At 59.0% G+C, this 19,503-nt stretch carries 11 protein-coding genes; 3 read left to right on the forward strand and 8 right to left on the reverse strand.

Features of this window, described 5'->3' with window-relative positions:
• Nucleotides 1-176: 176 nt before the first annotated feature.
• From J2I48_RS12600 to J2I48_RS12615, 4 genes are read right to left on the reverse strand one after another with little or no spacing between them, the layout of a single operon-like run.
• Entirely contained in the window at nt 177-4,190 is a 4,014-nt protein-coding gene (locus J2I48_RS12600; protein WP_207335800.1) for an FtsW/RodA/SpoVE family cell cycle protein, read from the reverse strand.
• Nucleotides 4,191-4,219: 29 nt separating this feature from the next.
• Nucleotides 4,220-5,566 carry a serine/threonine protein kinase gene (locus tag J2I48_RS12605; protein ID WP_207335801.1) on the reverse strand — a complete coding sequence of 449 codons (1,347 nt, stop codon included), beginning with the start codon at nt 5,564-5,566 and terminating at the stop codon, nt 4,220-4,222.
• Entirely contained in the window at nt 5,547-7,199 is a 1,653-nt protein-coding gene (locus tag J2I48_RS12610) for a serine/threonine-protein kinase (protein ID WP_207335802.1), read from the reverse strand. The genes J2I48_RS12605 and J2I48_RS12610 overlap by 20 nt, the downstream gene beginning before the upstream one ends.
• Before the next feature lie 30 nt (nt 7,200-7,229).
• The gene (locus J2I48_RS12615; RefSeq protein WP_207335803.1) at nt 7,230-8,288 is read right to left on the reverse strand and encodes a PP2C family protein-serine/threonine phosphatase; all 1,059 of its coding nucleotides are present in this window, start codon (nt 8,286-8,288) and stop codon (nt 7,230-7,232) included.
• 377 nt (nt 8,289-8,665) lie between these two features.
• Here J2I48_RS12615 and J2I48_RS12620 point away from each other — a divergent pair, with 377 nt between their 5' ends.
• A complete protein-coding gene (locus J2I48_RS12620) occupies nt 8,666-9,469 on the forward strand; it encodes a hypothetical protein (protein ID WP_207335804.1) in 804 nt (267 codons plus the stop codon).
• Between the two features lie 136 nt (nt 9,470-9,605).
• Here J2I48_RS12620 and J2I48_RS12625 read toward each other — a convergent pair whose 3' ends face one another.
• The 3 genes from J2I48_RS12625 to J2I48_RS12635 all read right to left on the reverse strand — a co-directional run bounded on the left by J2I48_RS12625 (nt 9,606) and on the right by J2I48_RS12635 (nt 13,212).
• On the reverse strand, nt 9,606-11,708 hold the full coding sequence (locus tag J2I48_RS12625; protein ID WP_207335805.1) for a vWA domain-containing protein: 2,103 nt from the start codon (nt 11,706-11,708) through the stop codon (nt 9,606-9,608).
• 105 nt (nt 11,709-11,813) lie between these two features.
• Nucleotides 11,814-12,560 (reverse strand): 3-oxoacyl-[acyl-carrier-protein] reductase, encoded by a 747-nt coding sequence (fabG, locus tag J2I48_RS12630; protein ID WP_207335806.1) that lies wholly within the window; start codon nt 12,558-12,560, stop codon nt 11,814-11,816.
• A 184-nt stretch (nt 12,561-12,744) separates the two neighbouring features.
• On the reverse strand, nt 12,745-13,212 hold the full coding sequence (locus tag J2I48_RS12635) for a hypothetical protein (RefSeq protein WP_207335807.1): 468 nt from the start codon (nt 13,210-13,212) through the stop codon (nt 12,745-12,747).
• Between the two features lie 147 nt (nt 13,213-13,359).
• On the opposite strand from J2I48_RS12635, the gene J2I48_RS12640 reads away from it, so the two are divergent.
• Nucleotides 13,360-15,219 (forward strand): carboxypeptidase-like regulatory domain-containing protein, encoded by a 1,860-nt coding sequence (locus J2I48_RS12640; RefSeq protein ID WP_207335808.1) that lies wholly within the window; start codon nt 13,360-13,362, stop codon nt 15,217-15,219.
• Nucleotides 15,220-15,224: 5 nt separating this feature from the next.
• Here J2I48_RS12640 and J2I48_RS12645 read toward each other — a convergent pair whose 3' ends face one another.
• On the reverse strand, nt 15,225-18,731 hold the full coding sequence (locus J2I48_RS12645; protein ID WP_207335809.1) for a VCBS repeat-containing protein: 3,507 nt from the start codon (nt 18,729-18,731) through the stop codon (nt 15,225-15,227).
• A 137-nt stretch (nt 18,732-18,868) separates the two neighbouring features.
• Here J2I48_RS12645 and J2I48_RS12650 point away from each other — a divergent pair, with 137 nt between their 5' ends.
• Nucleotides 18,869-19,447, forward strand: coding sequence for a hypothetical protein (locus J2I48_RS12650; RefSeq protein ID WP_207335810.1), 579 nt, complete (start codon nt 18,869-18,871; stop codon nt 19,445-19,447).
• The last annotated feature ends 56 nt before the right edge of the window (nt 19,448-19,503 follow it).

Here is a 19,503-nt window from a genome sequence, read left to right on the forward strand (position 1 = left end):
CTCTAGATTGGCTTCACTAGCTAGGCCCCTCGACTGCGCTCGGGGTGACATCAAACTTGAATCAACTCAATAGCTTGAATATAGTTGCCTGGTACGCTAGCCCGGTGTCACCCCGAGCGCAGTCGAGGGGCCTAGCTAGTGAAGCCAATCTAGAGTACAGACTCATTAACCAATGACTAAAAACTTCCCAAATACCCCCTTGCTTTCAGAATTGGGGCAATAACGGTGTTGGCAAGTTCGACAGCGTTGGCCGATGATTTCGTGATTTCAATGCGTACGCAAGTTACGGTATGCGACCGGCCGTCGGGGGTGGGGGCAAAGAAGACGTACCAGCCGTCGTTGATTTTTTCACCCAGCAAAATCCGTTCCGGCGTGCCCGTTTTGCCCGCCACCTTGCTGACGCTGATCTTCGCCCGGCCGTTGGCGTTGGATTGTTCGATCATGAAATCGCGGAGGGTGTTGGCATAGGCTGAATCGTTGGCCACGGCTACGCCTTTCTCCAGCGGCACGGGTTTGCCCGCCCGCCGCACTACGTAGCGCGAGGGTTGCATCAGCCCGGCGTTGGCCACCGAACCCGCCATCCGGGCCATCGACATGGGTGTGGCCGACAGCTGCCCCTGCCCCCAGGCCAGGCCCGAAAACTCGCCTCGGTAGCGGCGGGGGTAGCGCAGGTCTTTGTACAGCTTCCGCCGCACCACAAACGACGAGTCGCGCCAGTGCTGCACAATGGCCTTGCGGTCGGCGGGGGTATGGGGGTCGGTGAAGGAGTAGCCACCCACGTAATCGACGTTCATGCCGGTGGCTAAGTACAAAGCCGACAGCTCGTTATCTAACCCAAGCTCGTTGGCAAGTCGGATGAAATAGACGTTGCTGGACCGCACAATGGCCGTGCGCATGTCGACGTAGCCACCGCAGGGTTCGCTTTCGGCCACGCCCCGCCGGATGATCTCGCCGCAGCTGATGTTGTATTTCGTCTTGATCCCGTCGATGCCGAGCCGGTTCATGCCCGCCGTGGCCGTGATGATTTTGGCGGTCGAACCGGGGGCCGTGGGGTAGGTCATGGCTAGGTCGCGCTCGGTAACAAGGTAAGGCAGTTGCAGCCGTTCGCGGTCGCCCAGCAGCATCTCTTCGGGGCGGTTCAGGTTAGGCAGCGGATGCATAGCCGATGTCAGCACTTCGCCCGACTTGGCATCCATGACTACCACCGAAATCCGGTGTTCGTTGTACTTCGATTCGGCCAGGGCTTTCTGCAACTCCACCTGCAAGCCAGCGTCTACGCTCAGCCGAATGTCGCGGTTGCGGCGGCGGCGTTCGGCTATGGCCTCACTTTCCAGCCCACCGCGCAGGGCCGGGGCCAGTTCGGAGTAATCATAAACTGGCAGGGTGATTTGTCGCTGCACCGGCGCGGTAAACCGGTCGGCGCGGTATTCGGTGGTGAGCAGGGGCATCTTACGCGGCTTATTGTCGAAACCGCGCAGGTCGCTGAGGTGGCTGGCTTCGGCAAAATAGCCGTTTTGCTGCCCCCAGAATAGTTTGGTGTTGGCATCGCCCACCCAGAAAAACAGCTGATTACCAAAGGGATAGTACCGTTCCGCTCGCCGGCTCGAAGTGGTCAGTACGCTCTTCGTATCTAGTCCAACCTGCTTTAGCTGAGGCATATTCCGCCGCACGGTGTCGGACGAACTGGTAGCCAGCACCCGTCCGGCGCGGTCGTAGATCGTGCCCGCCGCGAGGGCGTCGGTAATGCGGCCAATGCGCGGATTGTAGCTGTAGACGGGCAGCCCATTACGCCCCACCACCCGCGCCGGACGGACAATGAAATTATCCCAGCGAAGCAGGGCCACATCGGCCGATTTGCCCGCCAAGATGAGCGTTCCCGCCAGAAAACCCATGATGCCCGTAGCCAAAACGGGGTCGTAATGCTGCTCAATGTAGGCGTGTTGCAGGGCCAGACCGGGGCGGCTGGCAATGGCAAACACCACGCCCATGGCCGCCAGATTGATAATCATCGATACCTTACCGTAGCTCAGAAACGGCACCGAAATACCCGTCAGGGGCAATAACCCCAGCGACCCACCCGCAATGAGCAGAAACTGCACCCCCGTAGCCAGGGCAATGCCCGCGCCGAGGTAGAAGCTAAACGGCTGTCCCGCCCGCCGCGCATGGAGCAGGGTGCGGTGAAGCAAGACAAACAAGAGCAAAAACACGGAAATAAGCCCCGCCCAACCCAGTTCTTCGGCCAGGCTGGGCAGAATCATGTCGGTGTGGGAGGCGGGCATGGCGTTGGCGAACCCCTTGCCCAGTCCCTGCCCCGTCCAGCCACCAGAGGCCATCGTCCAGAAGCTGTGCGCCAGGTGGTCACCGCCATACACGTCGTTGTTCCAGGGACTGAGCCACATGGCTTTGCGGTCGGCGAGGCGATCCCCTACAACCGGAATTTGATCACCAAAGGCAAAGGCGGCAATCACCAGCAAGAGCAGCATTGGCCCTTCGGCTAGCAGGGCCAGCCAGCCCAGGGCCGTGGTCGATTTGGCGCGACCCGTGCCCAGCAGCAGGGCCACCGCCACCAGCAGGCCCACCAGCGTGGCCAGGGTGCCGGGCAAAAAAGCCAGCGCCACACCATAGGCCAGCCCCGTAAGCAGGGTGATGCCCAGTGTGTTGCGGGCAATGGTATAAAACAGGAGGAAGGTGAACCCCACTACCAGCGCCGGACCCATGTCGCCCAGGAGCAGGTAAATGCCCATCAGCAGGCCCGTTGCCACGAAGGCTCCAGCGCTTACCCGCCACCGCCAGCGCAGGTCGGGCAGGTTGCGGAGCTGTTCTTCGTTGGCCGCGAAAAAACCTGCCAGGAACAGAATAATGAGGTATTTGATCAGTTCTGAAGGTTGAAACAGCAGCCCGCCAATGCGCAGGTTCACCCGTACGCCGCTGCCCTCCGGCCCCGTTCCGATGAATAGCACAACTATGGCCAGGCCCACGGCCATCAACAGCCACGTCCAGCCCGTGAGCTTGAATGTATTGCGACTGGCTATGTTCGCCAGTGGATCGAACCACCATTTGGTATACCAGCGGCCAATGTTGATCTGCGAAATCAGGGCCATGCCCGCTAGTCCAATTGCCACGCCCTGCACGGCTTCGGCGCCATAAAACGTGTCCTGCAAGGGGTCCTGAATAGCCAGCAACGTCAGCACCGACAGGCCTGTGAGCAGCATGAGCACAGGCAGAAGCAGTGCGTCGGGGTGGAACCGGCGGAAACTCCAGAAAATATGCACGGCCCAGAACGCCAGCAGAAAACCCATTGCTACACCCCAGAACGCCAGCCGGAATTCGCCGGGGGTGCGCACCGTGAAGGCGTGGTCCTGCTTCAACTGCCCATACACCACCGACCCAATGGGCCGCAACGTGTGTGGGCGACCCGTAAAGGTGTACTCCAGCGCCCGGCTTAGTTTGGCGGTGCCGCGCCGGGTGCCAAACTCCATGCCGGGGCGCAGCGGAATAACGCTGTAGCCTGCGTCGGCACTGAGGCCTGCGAAGGCAAAATGCCCCGCCGCATCGGTGCGGGCGTAGGTAAGTCGGTCGGGATCAGTGGGTGTTTCGGTCGGGTCGGAGTTTTCGGGCTGGGGTTTGTGTTGCCGCAGTTGCACCAGCACGCCGGCGAGTGGACGGGCTTCGTCGGCGGCGTCCTGCACCGTGCCGGAAATGGTCAGTCCGCCCGACCCCACGGTAGCCGGGTAGGGTTTTGGTCGACGTAACTCGCTGATATACAGTAGCGAGTCAAAGCCCATCTGAAAGCGCGACAGCCGGAGTCGACTGCTGAAATCGGTGCCGCCAATGGCGGGTTGCCAGTCGGCGGGTACGGCAATGCCCAAGCCGCGCTTGTTGATCGCCCCCACGTTATCGAGGCGGTCTGTGCCCTCTTTTTTGGCCCGGTTGAGTCGGGCGGGCAGCGAATCGACAACCAAGTCAATGTCGCGCGGGTCGGCGTAGTAGGTGCCTTTGGTCAGCAGATTACGCAGCGCGTTGGGCCGGATACCCGCCCGCAGGTTTACCGCCGTGCCGTTGGCGTAGGCTTCATCGGCCCGGTCTAGGATGGGTTCAAGGTTAAAAAACAACTGCACAAACAACACCAGCAGTAGGGCCGTTGCGCCCAGCAGGTAGATGCGTTCGTGGTGGAAAAGGGCATTTTTCATAGAGAGCAATTAGGGCAAAAGACCACTAACTAAAACGTCGTATCCCGCGACATGGTCTCGGCAGAATCCAGTTCGGGAGTCATGACGGGGGCGGGGTCGGGTTGTTTTTGGGCAGGTTCTTCCGTCACCGTTTCGCTGGCGGGCGGGGTATCTTCGGTAGGTGCCGTGGTTGTCTCAGACTGCGGTGTTGCGGGCTGGTATAACATGCTCGAATCAATGGGTGTAGCCGTAGCCGTTGAATCAGCAGCGGGGTACAAACCCTCGGTGGGGCGGCGCTGGTTGAGGAACACAAATAGCAGCACCAGCACGGCCACCACGCCCACGCCACCCAAAAACCACCACAGGCTCCGGTCCGGGGCGGGTTCGGCATAGGTGGGTTCAGCGTACGTTGGTTCGGTGTACGCCGGCGCGCTGTAAACGGGTTGCTCGTAGGCGGGTTCGGGCGCTGCCGGGGCTTCCAGTACCCAGTCCATCACCGCCACGCGGGCGTCGGCCTGCGCACCACTGCCCGACTGACTGGCGCGGAGTAATTCTACTTTGGCCTGTTCCAGCAGCAGCTCCAGCACGTTGGCGCTTTGCAGCCGCTGCCCTGGGTCTTTCAGCAACATCTGACGGAGTGCTTCCGATAAGCTGGGCGGTAGAAACTGATTGTCAGCTAGTTGTGGCGGCGAAGGTTGCGCCGTCAGCACCTGTTTCATAAACGTGGCCAGGCCCGCGTCGTTGTGCAGCACAAAGGGTACCTGCCCCGTGAGGGCTTCGTAGAGCACCACACCCAGCGCATAAAAATCAGAGGAGACGTTCACCTGCCGGGGGTCGTCGAACTGCTCCGGGGCGGCATATTCGTAGGTCATCAGCGACTGCCCGGTGCGGGTACGGGTGCTGTCGTTGGCCTCTATCTTGGCAATGCCGAAATCGGTGAGCAGAAAGTGCAGTTCGCCGCTGATGAGCCGCCGGTAGAGGATGTTTTCGGGCTTGATGTCGCGGTGTACGATGCCCCGCTGATGAATGGCCTTAAACGCTTCAGCCATCTGCAACCCCAGCCGAATAACGGTCGAGAGGGGCAGGTGGCCTTCGGTTTTCAGGAGCGAACGTACGTCGCCGCCTTCCACAAAATCCAGGACCATGTAGGGCATGGCGGCTTCGAGCTGTATCTCGCGCACCTTCACCACGTTGGGGTGTTCAATGCCCGTCATGATCTCCGATTCGCGGCTGAACCGGCGCAGCGTGTCGGGGTCGGTGTTAAGGGCAAACTGCTTAATAGCCACCAGGTCGCCGGTGGTGCGATGTCGGGCTTTGAGCACCCGTGCATTGCCCCGGCCCAGTTCGCTAATTATCTCGTAGTCAGGGAAGTTAACGTTAAAACTGACGGTCGGCATTGGTCGTTGGGTCGGGGGGGTGTAAGTCTGGAATATCGGGTGAATCGTAGGCCACAATTTGCGCCCGTACGCTGGTGCCGCGTCGGCTTTCGGGGGCCGTGCGGGTGAGTTTGTCGTTAGGCCCAATGTCGGCGAAATACATGGTCTGGGTGGTAAACACATCGCCGCTTGGCTTGAGATACGACACCCGCACCCGGATGCGCGTGAAGGTGAGCCGGGTGGGGTTTTCTACCCGAATGCGCAGGTTGCTGATGCCCCCCAGCAGGCCGGTTTTAAAGCCCACCACCTGCACCGACACCAGCTTGGCCAGGCGGGCATTTTCCAGCCGTAGCGCCAAGGCCCGCGCCTCGGCTGCGGCCCGCTTTTCGGCTGCCGTCGAATCGGGTTTAACGGGCTTAACAGGAGCCACGGCCACCGTGTCTTCATCGGCGGGCTCATCGGTGGTAAACAGGGCGCTCAATCCGCTTGCTGCCGGGGTGCTGGCGGTTGGGTTTGTACGCTTGATGGAGGCCGATTTTTTCAGGCGGTCATAGGTCACATAACCCCCAGCCAGCGCCAGCGTTAGCAACACCGTGGCCACCACTACCCGCCGGTTAACGCCTGTTCTTGAGGTAGTAATGACTTGTGAATCAACCGGTTCAGTCTCTACCTGGCTAGCCGGGCGTGCGGCCGTTTGCCGCCGCGTTGGTGGGGCCGGGGGGCCTGGTTCGGGCACGATCACCGGCGACTCGCGGCGGGGTCCGGCGGGGGCTTCGGTGAGGTATACGCTACTGGCATCCTGTTGTTGTTCGGCCAGAAGCTGCTCTATCTCAGCCTGTTTCAGGGCTACTTTCACCGTGTCGGGCTGATGAATCCGCTCGGCGGCCCGCTTTTTCAGCAGGCCCTGAAGCAGCGTTTTCAGACTGCCGGGCACCGCCTGATTGGGGGGCAACAGGGGCGTTTCGGTGAGCACCCGGTTCATGAACGTCACAATGCCCACGCCTTCGGTCATGGCAAAGGGCACGTGGCCGGTGAGGCATTCAAACAGTACCACACCCAGCGAATAATAGTCGGTGGCGGCGCTAACGTTTTTGGGGTCTTCAAACTGCTCCGGCGAGGCGTATTCGTAGGTCATCAGCGACTGTCCCGTCACGGTGGCGGGCTGTTCGCGGAGGCGGGCAATGCCAAAATCGGTCAGCAAAAAGTGCAGTTCGCCGCTGGGTAGCTGGCGGTACAAAATGTTTTCGGGCTTGATATCACGGTGCACAATGCCCTGACCATGAATGACTTTGAAGGCTTCGATCACCTGCAAGCCCAGGCGCACGGTAGTAGCCACGGGCAGCGATTGCTGTTCGTCGAGCAACTGCCGAACGCTCCCGCCTTCGACAAGTTCCATCACGATATAGGGCAGGGCGGCATCGAGCCTTACCTCCCGCACCCGTACAATGTTGGGGTGAATCAGGCGGGTCATGATCTCTGATTCCTGCTGGAACCGCTGGAGGGTACCTTCGTCGGTGTTGAGGGCAAAGTGCTTAATAGCCACCAGTTCGCCGCTGGCATCGTGCCGGGCTTTCAGCACCCGCGCGTTGCCCCGGCCCAACTCGCCCAGCACCGTGTAGCCCGGAAAATGCGTGTTAAAACTGACAGTGGCCATGGTAACAGCGTAACGTTGAGTAGGAGTGGATCATCGAATGAGGAAAAAATAAGTGAGAACGGCCATAAATGCCAGCAACGCGCCGATCAGCCACCAGTTACCTGTCTCCTTTTTATCGGAAGAAACCGGCGCGGCGGTGGGGGCAACCGTGGTGGCCAGGGGTGTTTCGTCGGCTATTGTTTCCGACATCGGTTCAGGCGTGGGAATATTCACCGTTGGGGGTTGACTCACAGCTGTTTTCGACAACGCCAGCACCACCGTGATATTATCCTGCCCCCCTGCTTCGTTGGCCTGCCGGATCAGCTCATCCAGCGCTTCATCCAGCGACGGACCCAAACTGGACTCGCTGAGCACGGCCTCTATCGTGGCGCGGGGCAGCATATCAGTCAGGCCATCGCTGCACAGCAGCAGCCCGTCACCCGGCCCGAAATCGGCCTCCCCCGACTCCAGAAAACCCGTATCATCGATCCGGTGCGGGGCCGAACCCACCGTGCGGAGCACCTCGTTGCGGCGCGGGTGCTGCATAGCTTCTGCCTCAGTCAGCTGGTTGGCATCTTCCCGAATACCCACCACCGAATGGTCGCTGGTGAGCTTTTCGAGGGTTACACCCCCCCGGGCTGACGTATTGTTCTGGGTCGTTTCGCCAGTTGCCTGCTGTCGAAAACGGTACAGCCGTGTATCGCCGACATGGACAAAATAGACCTTGTTGGCCTGGCTGTCCGTCACGGCGGCGGTAAGTACGCAGCACATCATTGAGAATCCCGGCACCGTTCGGCGTTCCTGGTCAATCTGGTTGTTGGCGTATACCACGGCCTCGCGCAGCATGGTCAGGGTGTCGCCAGTGGGGGTTTCCATGTAGCGCAAAATGGCATCATGGGCAATGGTCGCCGCCCGCTCTCCCCCGGCGTAACCGCCCACACCGTCGATTACCACAAGCAGCGCCGAAGGATTTCCGGGTAACTTATCAATTTGACTGTCAGTAGTTTGCTCTATTTCTCCCGACCAGATTGGCTGGCAAATGAACGCATCCTGATTGTCGCGCCGTTGCCGCCCCACGTCGGTACGGCCGGCTAGTTGTAATTCGGTCATAAGGTACTGTTCATGGCTCACCGGGGCAGGTTCCGGAAATGTTGCACCACCACAAAGCCAACGAAAAGAAGGAGAACAATAGAGAGCATAGTGGAATTTACGGGCTTACCAGTTAACGTTGGGTTAACCCGAAATAGCTTGTTTTTAGCCAATAAACTGCAACGGAAGTCAAAATGATATAACCGTTTGATACATATAAATGAGCCACCGGCCTGGCCGTTGCCCTATCGTCACTTTTTAATGCGCTGAATACAACCTTCTTATCAATTTTGTGCTCAGATAGTCGGGATGCTGGACATTGGATGTTGGACATCCAATGTCTACTATTAAACCCCCAGCTGTCTACCTGGTCTAAAGGCCAACTAAATCGCGTTGCTATGCAGAACTCTACTTTATTTATTCGCTTCGGCTTCTTGCCCCTCGCGCTGCTGCTGTTGCTGAGTAGTTGCGCCACGCAGTATTACCAGCTCAGGCCGGTGTCGGGCGAGGTAGCCCAGATCGACGGCCGGGCTGTGACAAAGGCCGCCGCCGACAGCCTGGAAGTGGTAGCCTCGTTTGAGCGCGAAGACATGGAATACATGGCCCTCGATGTGGAACTCAAAAACCGCACCGACCACGCTCTCGACATCGACCCGTCGAATTTCCGCATGGTCAGCCTCGATGCCAACAAACAACCCATCGTAACACCCGGCATGGTCGATTTCAGACAGGCCGCCGACCCAGACTATGAGTCGGGCAAGATGGGCTACAAGATTCAGCGCGAAGAAAACCGCCTGAAACGCGCCAAAATCATGAATACGGTACTGGCGGTGGCCGTAGTAGCGGCCTCAGTGGCAGCGGCCACGTCGTCGTCGCCCCGCAGCCGGAACGGACGCGAGGTGGCTAATTACATCAACACCCAAAACAACCTGGCGCTAGCCTACAACGCCCTGCAAGTGAAGCGCGTAATTGACCACACCTCCTTCGCCGACCGGATGCAGCGGCTCGACTTTGAGGCCTACCGCTGGCGCAACCTGGCCCTGAAACGGTCGGTGGTGCAGCCGGGGCAGTCGGTGCGGGGCTATGTGTACTTGCCCAAGAGCAAAGACGCCGCCTTCCTGAATTTGACCTACCCCATGCCCAGCGGCTCAGCCGTCGAAATCCTCTTCCAGCAAAACCTGACGAAGCAGCGGCCGAACTAAAGGGGGTTCAATGTTTAAAGTCCAAGCGGTCCGCCGCCGCGGGTCTAAAGTTGGCTGACGCGAGAATGCGCTTGCGTCAGCCAACTTTAGACCCGCGGCGGCGGACCGCTTGGACTTTAAACATTGAACTCCCTCCCTAATACCCCCCATTATACTTCCGCAGTGCCCATTCGGTGCCGGTGAGGGTGAGGATGAGGAAGAAAATCCAGCGCCAGTTGATGATCTCGTTGAGCGATTCGGTGCTGCTGAGGCGGGCAGGAGTGGCGCGTTTGGTCAGGTCGTTTGTGATGGCCCCAGCGTTGGCTCCGGTGTAGAACGTGCCGCCGCTTTGGGCCGCCAACTGCCGCAACACCCCAAAATCGGCGGTGGTGTTGATGGCCTCCAACTGAATGTCGCGGACAATAAACTGCCCCAGCGACTGCTCAGCGCGGTTGTTGAGCGTGGTCGTAGCCTTGAACCGGTAGACCCCTTCGGGCAGGCGGCTCACGTCGAACCGGCTGTTGGCCTCGGTGGGTGTGTAATTGTAAGTACGGGTCACGTCGCGCTCGTCGATCAGGTCGAGGCGGATGGGCAGGCCGTATTGCCGTTCGTAAATGTCGTTGTAGAGTTCGGTCTCGAACGAAACGGCCTCGCCCGCCAGAAACTCGTTGCGCACGGGGTATACGCGCAGTTTGCGGCGGTCTTCTTTCACCGAAATCAGTTGCAACACCTTCTGAATCAGCTCATCAACCACCTCCTGCTTGTTGGTGAGGTCGTATTCTTCCAGCCGCCACTGCCAGAGGCCTTCGCCCAGCAGCACCGCCGTTTTGCGGGCACCGATGGTATTGATCGCCAGCAGGGGCTTGGTGGTGCGCACGGTGCCAATCTGTTGCCAAAGCACCGTTTCTGATCCCGGCAGCAACTTGTATTCGCCGTAGGGGGTGGTGAGCGGGGGCAGCTTGTCGAGCAAATCGAGGCGGGTTTGGTCGAGATTGAGCTGCTTGAAATCGGGGTTGAAATAAGCGGCAGCTTTGTCGGTTTGGTTGGGTGGCCCCAGTACGCTGATGACCGGGTTGAGCGGATTCAGCCCCGCCACCGACGATTGCACCCCCACCACAAACAGCGTGGGCGTGTTTTTGGCCAGTAGCTTGGCCACCGCCGCGTTGCCAATGTTGGTAATGTCGGGCAGTTGGTGCAGAATCAGCAGGTCGTAGGTCTTGTCAATCGGGATGCTTGTGCCTTCGGCGGTGCTGAGCGTACGCACGTCGACGTCGTAGTTCTGGTTTTTCTCCAGAATGGCCCGAAACGCCTTCAGGTCGGGGTGGGGGGCCAGACCCAGCAGCAGTACTTTTTCGCGCCCGTCGATCACCTCAATGTACACGTCCTGCCGGTTGTTGACCCGGCTGAATTCTCCCTCCTGCGGCAACACATCGACCGTGAACCGCTGTACGCCTTTCTGCGTGGCCGTGGTCTTGAATTCGATCGACGAGAACGTATCGTTTTTGTCGAAACGCACCGTCTGCCGACCCACTTCGCGGGTGCCCTGCCGCAGCACCACCACCGCACTCCGTCCGGCAAAACCGTTGCTGGTGATCTCGGCCTTTACGGGAAACGAGTTGTTGAGGTAGGCTACGCGGTTGGCTACTACGGCCTTCAAAAGCACGTCTTTTTTGGGTACGGTGTCGCCCACGCCCACCGCTCGCACGGCAAACGGGTAGGTGCCAAACGTTGGTGAAAGTCCCTGATTACTAAGGCCATCCGTCAACAAAATAACGTCGGTCAAGTGCCGCCCTTCGTAGTCCGACCGGATGGCGTTGAGCAGTTTGGAAAGATCGGTGGTGCGCTGACGGAAGGCCAATTGGCCCAGTTCGGTGGGGGCTGTGGTATCAGACAAGGTCCTCACCGACACGTCGTAGCCTTTGTCGGTGAGTTGCTGCCGCACGGTTTGCAGCATCGTCAGCGTCTGATTCAGCGCAGGCCGACCAGCGGCCACCATCGACTCGGAGTTATCAATAGCCAGCACCACTTTGGGGGCCTCGGTGCGGGTTTGCAGGCTGCGGATAAGCGGGTTTAGCAGCAAGAGGGCCAGCAGCGTAACGGCCAGAAACCGCAGCGCCGCCAGGCCATAGTTCAACCCCCGTCCCCAGCCTTCGGCCACGGCTTTCCCCGGCAGTGGCTGATACAGCAACGCCGCATAGCCCACCCCCGCCAACAAACACACCAGCACCCACCAGGGCGACGTTTGGAAGATTAGAGACATGTTGTGATTTACGAATTACGATGTACGAATTACGATTTTTGCTGACGCTAGATTACGCTTGCGTTAGCCACAAATCGTAATTCGTACATCGTAATTCGTAAATCCTTACGTTAACATCCCCCCATCTACTTGCAGCACCTGACCGGTGATGTAGCGCGAGAGGTCGGAGGCGAGGAACAGGCAGGCGTCGGCTACCTCGTCGGGTTGGCCACCGCGCTTGAGCGGAATGGTCTGCTTCCACTCCTCCACGGCTTTTTCGTTGAGGTCGCCCGTCATTTCGGTTTCGATGAAGCCCGGCGCAACGGCGTTCGAGCGGATGTTGCGTGATCCCAGTTCCAGCGCCACCGACTTGGTGAAGCCAATGATACCCGCCTTGGAGGCCGCATAGTTGGCCTGCCCCGCGTTGCCCCGGATACCCACCACCGACGTCAGGTTGATAATAGACCCCGCTTTGGCTTTCATCATGGGCTTGATAATCGCCTTGGTCAGGTTAAACACCGACTTGAGGTTGACCGTGATCACCGTGTCCCACTGTTCTTCCGACATCCGCATCAGAAGGCCGTCGCGGGTGATACCGGCGTTGTTGATCAGGATATCGAGTTTACCAAAATCGACAAGTACCTGAGCTACAAGGTCTTCGGCGGCTTTATAATCGGAGGCATCAGAGCGGTAGCCTTTGGCCGTGATGCCGTGGGCGGCGAGTTCGGCGGTGAGGGCCTCGCCTTTTTCAACGCTGGAGAGATAGGTGAAGGCCACGTGGGCACCTTCCTGAGCGAACCGGAGGGCGATGGCCCGTCCAATTCCGCGCGATGCCCCGGTGATGAGGGCGACTTTTCCGGCAACTAAGTTCATGTACGAAATGAATTGTCAAACTGATCGGCTGGCCATTCCAACGCACGGACGACCCTGTGGGTCATGTTGGTAAGAGCGTGGTAGCGGCACAAAAAACCGTAATTACGAACCACAAGGGCTGGTTTAGCAAAAGATGCCTGACCAACCCGAATGGCCAAAATTACGGTTTTAAGGCGGATGACAGCTACTTTTTTGTGCCGGTTATAGCCGTCAGCTTTTTCAAGTCCACATCCTGCGAAACAGACACAAACGTAAATTTTTGATCTTTCCCCTCTCTGAGAAATTGGCCAGTAGCCGTGTATTGGCCGACAAACGAGGTTCCATTCAAAATAATTGGCTCGGTTTTTTTGTCAAGCACCGTAAACGAACTGTCTTTAAGTGAAGCCGTAAGTCGTTCTTTTCCGCTTTGTAAGTCAAAGTCGAGGTACAATTCGGTTGGCTGTGTGCTTTTAGTGACGCCCACTGTACCGCTGAAACTGGTTGGCGTAAGCGTACGTGACCCAGATGTAATGCTAATTTGCCCACCAACGGTGTAGCTACCTACCATACGGTCGCGAGGGTCAACCGGAGTGACATTATCGGTACCGCCCGATTTTTTGCAGGATAAAGCAACGCCTGCCAGAAGGAGCAGAAAGAGTGCAATGCGTTTCATGGATTTTCTTTATGGGGTAAGTAAAACGAACGGGTTCAAAAACCGTGCCTGTCCTAGACCCCGTAGTGTGTTGATGCATTAACGCAAAAAGTACCGATATTGAGGTTATTAGGCCTCGTTACTTTTACTAAACCTGATTTAACGTCTATGCGCCGCCTGTTACTTTTCTCGCTTTGCCTGCTCTCGGGCCTGTCCCTAACTGCCCAAAACCGCACAATCCGTGGCCGCGTCATCGACGATGATTCGGGTGAGCCGCTGCCGGGCGTTACCATTGAACTGAAAAAACCGGCTTACGGGGTCACGTCGGGGGCCAACGGTACATTTCGCATTAGCTGCCCGCCGGGAGAGGCCACCTTGCGGGTAGGGTTCATTGGCTATGCCTGGCAGACGGTCAGGGTGAAACCGCGACAGGATACGCTCACCATCCGCCTGCGCCTGTTTGCTCAGGCGCTTAACGAGGTAGTTGTAACGGGCTATGGGACAGTGCATAAGCGCGAGGTGACGGGTAGTGCGGCGGTGATTTCGGCGGCCGAATCGAGTGCGGCTTTTGGCAGCACCAGAAAAAGGGAATCTGCCGCGCCCATGCCCGGTACAGCCTCCACAACGCGCACGGTGCGCTACACGCCCGGTACCGAAACGCAGCAGGCCGGGCAGCTTACGGCAGGCGAAATTTATGACTACAGCAAATGGACGCTCTGGCAGGACATCACCAAACGCGACCTGAGCCAGTACCGGCAGCTCTGGCAGCAGTCGCCCGCCGAACGGTATTCGGTGCAACTTGTCACAACTGACGGTTTTCCCGTCACCGACGCGCCTATGCGCCTGCTCGACAGTCAGGGGCAAGCTGTCTGGCAAACCCGCACCGACAATACCGGGCGGGGGGAGTTGTGGGCGAATATGTTTCAGGCCGACCTCGATTCGACCACCATTGGCAAGGGAAAATATACCGTAGAAGCCACCGTGGCGGGCAAATCGTTTACGCTCAAAAAACCGGCGTTGTTTGGCCGGGGCAGCAACACGCTCACCGTAGAGCAACCCTGCCAGGGAACCTCGCTGCTGGTCGACGTGGCGTTTGTGGTAGATGCCACCGGCTCGATGGGTGACGAAATTGCCTACCTAAAAGCTGAGCTGACCGACGTGATTACCCGTGCCGCCCAGGCCGCGCCGGGGAGTAAGCTGCGGCTGGGTACGGTGTTCTACCGCGACAAGGAAGACGACTACCTCACCCGCACCCGCGATTTTTCCGAGCAGCCCGACTCGACGGTTTCGTTCATTAAACAACAAGCGGCCGACGGCGGCGGCGACTTCCCCGAAGCCGTGGATACGGCCCTGGCGGTGGCCCTGACGCAGTTATCATGGAGCAAAGTGGCTAAAACGCGGCTGCTGTTTCTGGTGCTCGACGCCCCCCCGCACGATGATGCTGCCTCGAAAGCGTCGCTGCAACGGACGGTGGCGAAGGCCGCCGCCATGGGTATCCGCATTATCCCGATTGCGGCCAGCGGCATCAACAAAAGTACCGAATACCTGCTTCGTGCCATGGCCCTCGCCACCAACGGCACCTATGTGTTCCTCACCGACGACAGCGGCATCGGCGATGGCCACATCAAACCCACCACCGACCAGTATACCGTGGAGAAGCTGAACGCGCTGTTGGTGCGGCTCATCAGCAAGTTCACCCAAACGCCCGACTGCCGCCCCGTGGCCAACGCCACCGAACGCTACACCGAGCAGGGTACGCCCACCGATTCGCTGGCCGTGAAGGCACCCTCCAGAGAGACCAAATTCCGGTTTTTCCCTAACCCCACCCGCGATTTCCTGACCATCGAAAACCCAGACAATATCCGCGAGCTGTATGTGATGGACATCACCGGCAAGCTGCTCATGCGCGAAACCCCCGCACAGCCCACCGTCCGTATTGACATGCAGCCTTACCCCACGGGCACTTACCTGTTTCGCTTCGATGCCGCCAACACCTGGCAAACGGGGCGTTTTCTGGTGAATAAGTGAGACGATTACTTCCCCGGTCGAATCAACTGCACGGGGCCGTCGGTGTTGGTGACCAGAAACCAGGTTGCCCTACCCACGGGCAGGGGCGCAATGGCTTTGGCATCGCCGTCGATGACGAGGCCCGTTTGGGTGGGAGCCACCGCCCGGAATCGGTTGGCCGACGATCCCCCTTTGCCCGTGTTCAGCAGCACCCCGCCCCGCCCGGCATCGTAGCGGCCGGTGTAGGTTTCGGGGCCGTAGAAATTACCCACCAACAGCAGGTCGGGGTAACCGTCATGGTCGACGTCGGTAGGTTGGCTGCCCATCACCGGCGATAGTTGCGCGGCCACAGGAAGCGGGTGCATGACCAGCTTGCCACCGCCCAGGTTCTCTAGCCAGCAGCTACGCAACTCGCTTGCTTCCAGTCTGATAGCGCTGGCTAGTTCGTCTTTTTCAAACGCCTCGGCAACGGATTTGGCGGCGTAGGACTGGTAGGTGGGGAAGCGTTTCCGCGAGAGGGTCGTCATTTGTTCGTTCAGCGCGTCGCGGATACTGGCCATGTGTTCTTTGCCCTGCAAATAATAGGTGAGCATGGGGTCGGTTTTGCCGTTTTTGTCGAAATCGGCCCCATATACACGCAGCGGTTCCGCCAACGATACCTTGAACCGGCTGTTCAACCCCAAGTTGCCCGCTATGTAGTCCAGATCACCGTCGCGGTCCAGATCGGCCTGGGCCAGCGACGACCACAGCCCGGCGGCGAGGGGTTTGTCTGGGTCGGTTGGTTTGGCAAAACGCCCTTTCTGGTTCAGAAATAAGGTGATGGGCATAAATTCACCCGCCAGCAGCAGGTCGGGCCAAGTGTCGTTGTTGGCGTCGGTGAAGAGGGCGGCGCAGGTCATGCCCACCAGCCGCAGGCCCGGCGCGAGTTGGTCGGTGACGTCGGTGAAGCGGGGGGATTGCCCCGGTTGGCTGTCGTTGCGCAATAGGTAGTTGGCGGGGGCTTTGGGGTACTCGCCCACGCAAACCCGCCCCGACCGGAAGAGATCCAGATCGCCGTCTTTATCGACATCACCCACCACCACGCACCCGCCCGACGAGCGCGTAACGGGCAGCGCACCGGGTGAGCGCGTGAAGTGCCCGGCCCCATCGTTGAGGTAGAGCCGGTCCTGGTAGGCCGCGTCGCCGTTGGGGTGGCCGCTGCCGCCGCTCACGACGTAGAGGTCCTGGTCGCCGTCGCCATCGGCATCGAAAAAGGTGCAGCCCATGTCTTCCAGGTTGTTGGCCCCCTGCACGAGTTCGGTAAACTGCCCGCCCGGTTTTTGGAGGTACACTTTGCGCGCCTGCCCCGGATCGGCCCCCACAAACACGTCGGCCAGCCCATCGCCGTTCACGTCGCCCACGGCCACCGCCGGGCTATTGCGTGAGTACTGCTGCGGCAGCATGGGCGTGTCCTGAAAATCGTTGTACACCGTCTCTACGTGTCTGAACGTCAGACCAATAGTAGCGGCATCAGCCGTGGTGAAAAGCGTAGTGGGCGTAGGGGTTGGGGGCTGCGGTGTTGTTGGCGCGTTGGGGTTGTACGTAATGCTGTGGAGTTGGTCGGTGGGGAGGTGGGGGAGGCGTTGCTCGGTGCCGTTGGCCCAGCGAATGATCACGTCGGCCACGGTTTGTGTACCCATGCCCACCAGCACCGTGGGATCTACCGACGACATATAGCCTCGCACCGGATGGGCCTCCACGGTCCGTATAACTCCGTTTTCGCCCGAAACCAGTACGGTGGCCCCCAACCCGTGGGCGTCGGCAGGCAACCGCAGCCGCAGCGAATGATTAGCGCGGCCCGTCGTCTCGACGGATTGCTTTGCCCCGATAGTCTCATTGCGGTACAGCCCGGCGGGCGAATCCATGTTGTTGATTACCAGATCGAAATCGCCGTCATTGTCGAAATCGGCGTAGGCGGCGCCGTTCGAGAAGTTGGCTTCGCCCAGCCCCCAGGCCTCCGACACGTCGGCAAAGATGGGTGGGGTGGCGGGGTCGGCGTTGGTGTTTTGGAAGAAATAGTTGTGCAGCTTCACGTCGGGCAGGCCGTACAGCTTCTTCAGCGTCTCGCGCCGGATATTGGCGTTTTTGATGCCGAACCCCTGAAACTGCTCGTTGAGGTACATCACGTAGTCCAAGTTGGTGATGTCGCGGCGGTAGCCGTTGGTAATAAACAGGTCTTTCCGCCCGTCGTTGTCGTAATCGGCCAACAGCGGTGCCCAACTCCAGTCGGTCCGAAACACGCCCGCCAGCTGACCAATTTCGGAGAAGGAAGGGAGGAAGGAGGAAAGGGAGGAAGGGGAGGAAGGGGAGGAAGGGGAGGAGGGGGAAGAAGAACTGCTGGTGATCCCCTTTCCTCCCTCTCCTCCCTTTTTCCCCATATTTAATTGCAGCACGTTCCTGACATACTCATCCTGATAGCCCTGCTGGCGGGCGAGGCGGAAGTAGTCCCAACTCGTTTTCATGAGCATCATTTTCTGCCGTTCGTTGGCATCGGGCAGCATATCCACTACCATCACGTCGGGCAGAGCATCGTTATTAACATCTTGAATATCAACACCCATGCTGTTGAACGACGTATGTTTGAACAGACTCGCGGCCTCATCGCGGAAGCCCGTGTGTTTGCCGTTTTCGTGCTGATTGATCCAGACCAGGTCGTTGGAAACGAAGTCGTTGGCGCAGTAGATATCCGGCCACCCGTCGCGGTTGATGTCGGCAATGGTCAGCCCCAGCCCGTAGCCTTCGGTGGTGATGCCTTCGTGCGAAGAGACTGCCGTAAAATGCCTGTTCGTATTGGCCAACAGCACATCATTACTTGGTCCGGTGCCGTCGGTTTTTTTTGGGCGGATGCTGTTGCGGCCCTGGCGTTCGAGGGCGTTGCGCAGCACGTAGCAGTCCAGGTCACCGTCGCGGTCGTAGTCGAAGAAGGCGGCCTGGGTGTTCATGCCCGCCACGTCGAGGCCGTATTGTTTGGCTTCCTCGCGGAACGTGGGCACACCGCCGGGCTTGCATTGTTGGTTGATAAACAAGAGGTTACGAAACTTGTCGGGGTTGCTTTCCCACTTGTCCACCCCCGGCCCCGACACGCAGATGTAAATGTCCGGCCAGCCGTCCTGATTCACGTCGGCAATGCTCACACCCGTGCACCATTGGTGGGTTTGTACGTGGGCGCGGTCGGTGACGTCTTCGAACGTGAAGGCGTTACTGCCTGGTTTAATCCGGTTCAGGTACAGCCGTGAGCTGACGTTATTGGCGGCGAAAAACACGTCCTGAAGCCCGTCGCGGTTGAAATCGCCGATGCCCACGCCCGCGCCGTTATACATAGGGTCGTAGGTATGCGCGTTGAGCGAATCGCTCTCAAACCGCTGCATCTCGTTGTTAAACGCCATCCCCGACTCGTCGGTGGCGATCCGGGTGAAGCGGGCATCAGACGGCGCGTTGGAGTGGCAGGCCACCAGGGTAAGGCTAATAAAGCAGATGAGGGCGCGTAGGTACATGGTACTAACCAAAGAAGAAACGGGCGATTTTTGACCCTGCCAAAGCCGTTTGTGTGTTAGGTTGTTTGTTTGTTGTTTGCATAGGCGAACGAACGATCAAACAGACAAACAACCTAACAGATAAACAGCGTAAAGTTATGGGACTCATCAAGCCAATTGGCACCCTCGAAAAGACCTTATCGAAGCCTGGTATTGTGCGCCTCGCCGCCGACCATGCCAAGCAGATCATCGACAGTGGGCAGTATGATTTGCTGAAGACCTACGTTGAAATGAAGCGGTATGAGGTCTATATCAAGACGATCATTGCCCAGCTGAAAAACCACAGTGTAGCCCAGGCGCAGGAGTTGCGGGCCATTACGCAGCAGCCCACCGTGGCCCCCGTTGGCCCCGCTGCTGAATCAGGCGAAGGCGTTGTCGATTCGTTTGCCAACGCCGCCTACCTGCCCGTGCCCACCACCTCGGCCACCTCACTCGATGATGCCGACGACGCCGACGCGGATAACCCCATTGTGCGACAAAACACCATCAACTACAGCACCGCCAGCGTCCAGATCACCAAACGCACCACCTACGATTTCACGCAAGACACTGAATGGCAGCGCCTCACCGCCGAAATAGCTTCCCTAAAAGCCCAGCTCAAACAGCGCGAAGAGTACCTCAAAACCCAGGAAGACACCCCCGCCTTCACCCAGGAAAACGTGTCAGTGAGACTGTAATGATTTACGAGCGGTCCGCCGCCGCGGTTACGATTTTTGCTGACGCTGGCGTAGCC

This window comes from Fibrella aquatilis (assembly GCF_017353255.1).
In the GTDB taxonomy this organism is placed as follows: Bacteria; Bacteroidota; Bacteroidia; order Cytophagales; family Spirosomataceae; genus Fibrella; species Fibrella aquatilis.

Bases quoted from the DNA above. Each gene is read 5' to 3' on its own strand.
- J2I48_RS12600 (WP_207335800.1), bottom strand. From the start codon at position 4,190: ATGAAAAATGCCCTTTTCCACCACGAACGCATCTACCTGCTGGGCGCA.
- J2I48_RS12605 (WP_207335801.1), bottom strand. From the start codon at position 5,566: ATGCCGACCGTCAGTTTTAACGTTAACTTCCCTGACTACGAGATAATT.
- J2I48_RS12610 (WP_207335802.1), bottom strand. From the start codon at position 7,199: ATGGCCACTGTCAGTTTTAACACGCATTTTCCGGGCTACACGGTGCTG.
- J2I48_RS12615 (WP_207335803.1), bottom strand. From the start codon at position 8,288: ATGACCGAATTACAACTAGCCGGCCGTACCGACGTGGGGCGGCAACGG.
- J2I48_RS12620 (WP_207335804.1), top strand. From the start codon at position 8,666: ATGCAGAACTCTACTTTATTTATTCGCTTCGGCTTCTTGCCCCTCGCG.
- J2I48_RS12625 (WP_207335805.1), bottom strand. From the start codon at position 11,708: ATGTCTCTAATCTTCCAAACGTCGCCCTGGTGGGTGCTGGTGTGTTTG.
- fabG (WP_207335806.1), bottom strand. From the start codon at position 12,560: ATGAACTTAGTTGCCGGAAAAGTCGCCCTCATCACCGGGGCATCGCGC.
- J2I48_RS12635 (WP_207335807.1), bottom strand. From the start codon at position 13,212: ATGAAACGCATTGCACTCTTTCTGCTCCTTCTGGCAGGCGTTGCTTTA.
- J2I48_RS12640 (WP_207335808.1), top strand. From the start codon at position 13,360: ATGCGCCGCCTGTTACTTTTCTCGCTTTGCCTGCTCTCGGGCCTGTCC.
- J2I48_RS12645 (WP_207335809.1), bottom strand. From the start codon at position 18,731: ATGTACCTACGCGCCCTCATCTGCTTTATTAGCCTTACCCTGGTGGCC.
- J2I48_RS12650 (WP_207335810.1), top strand. From the start codon at position 18,869: ATGGGACTCATCAAGCCAATTGGCACCCTCGAAAAGACCTTATCGAAG.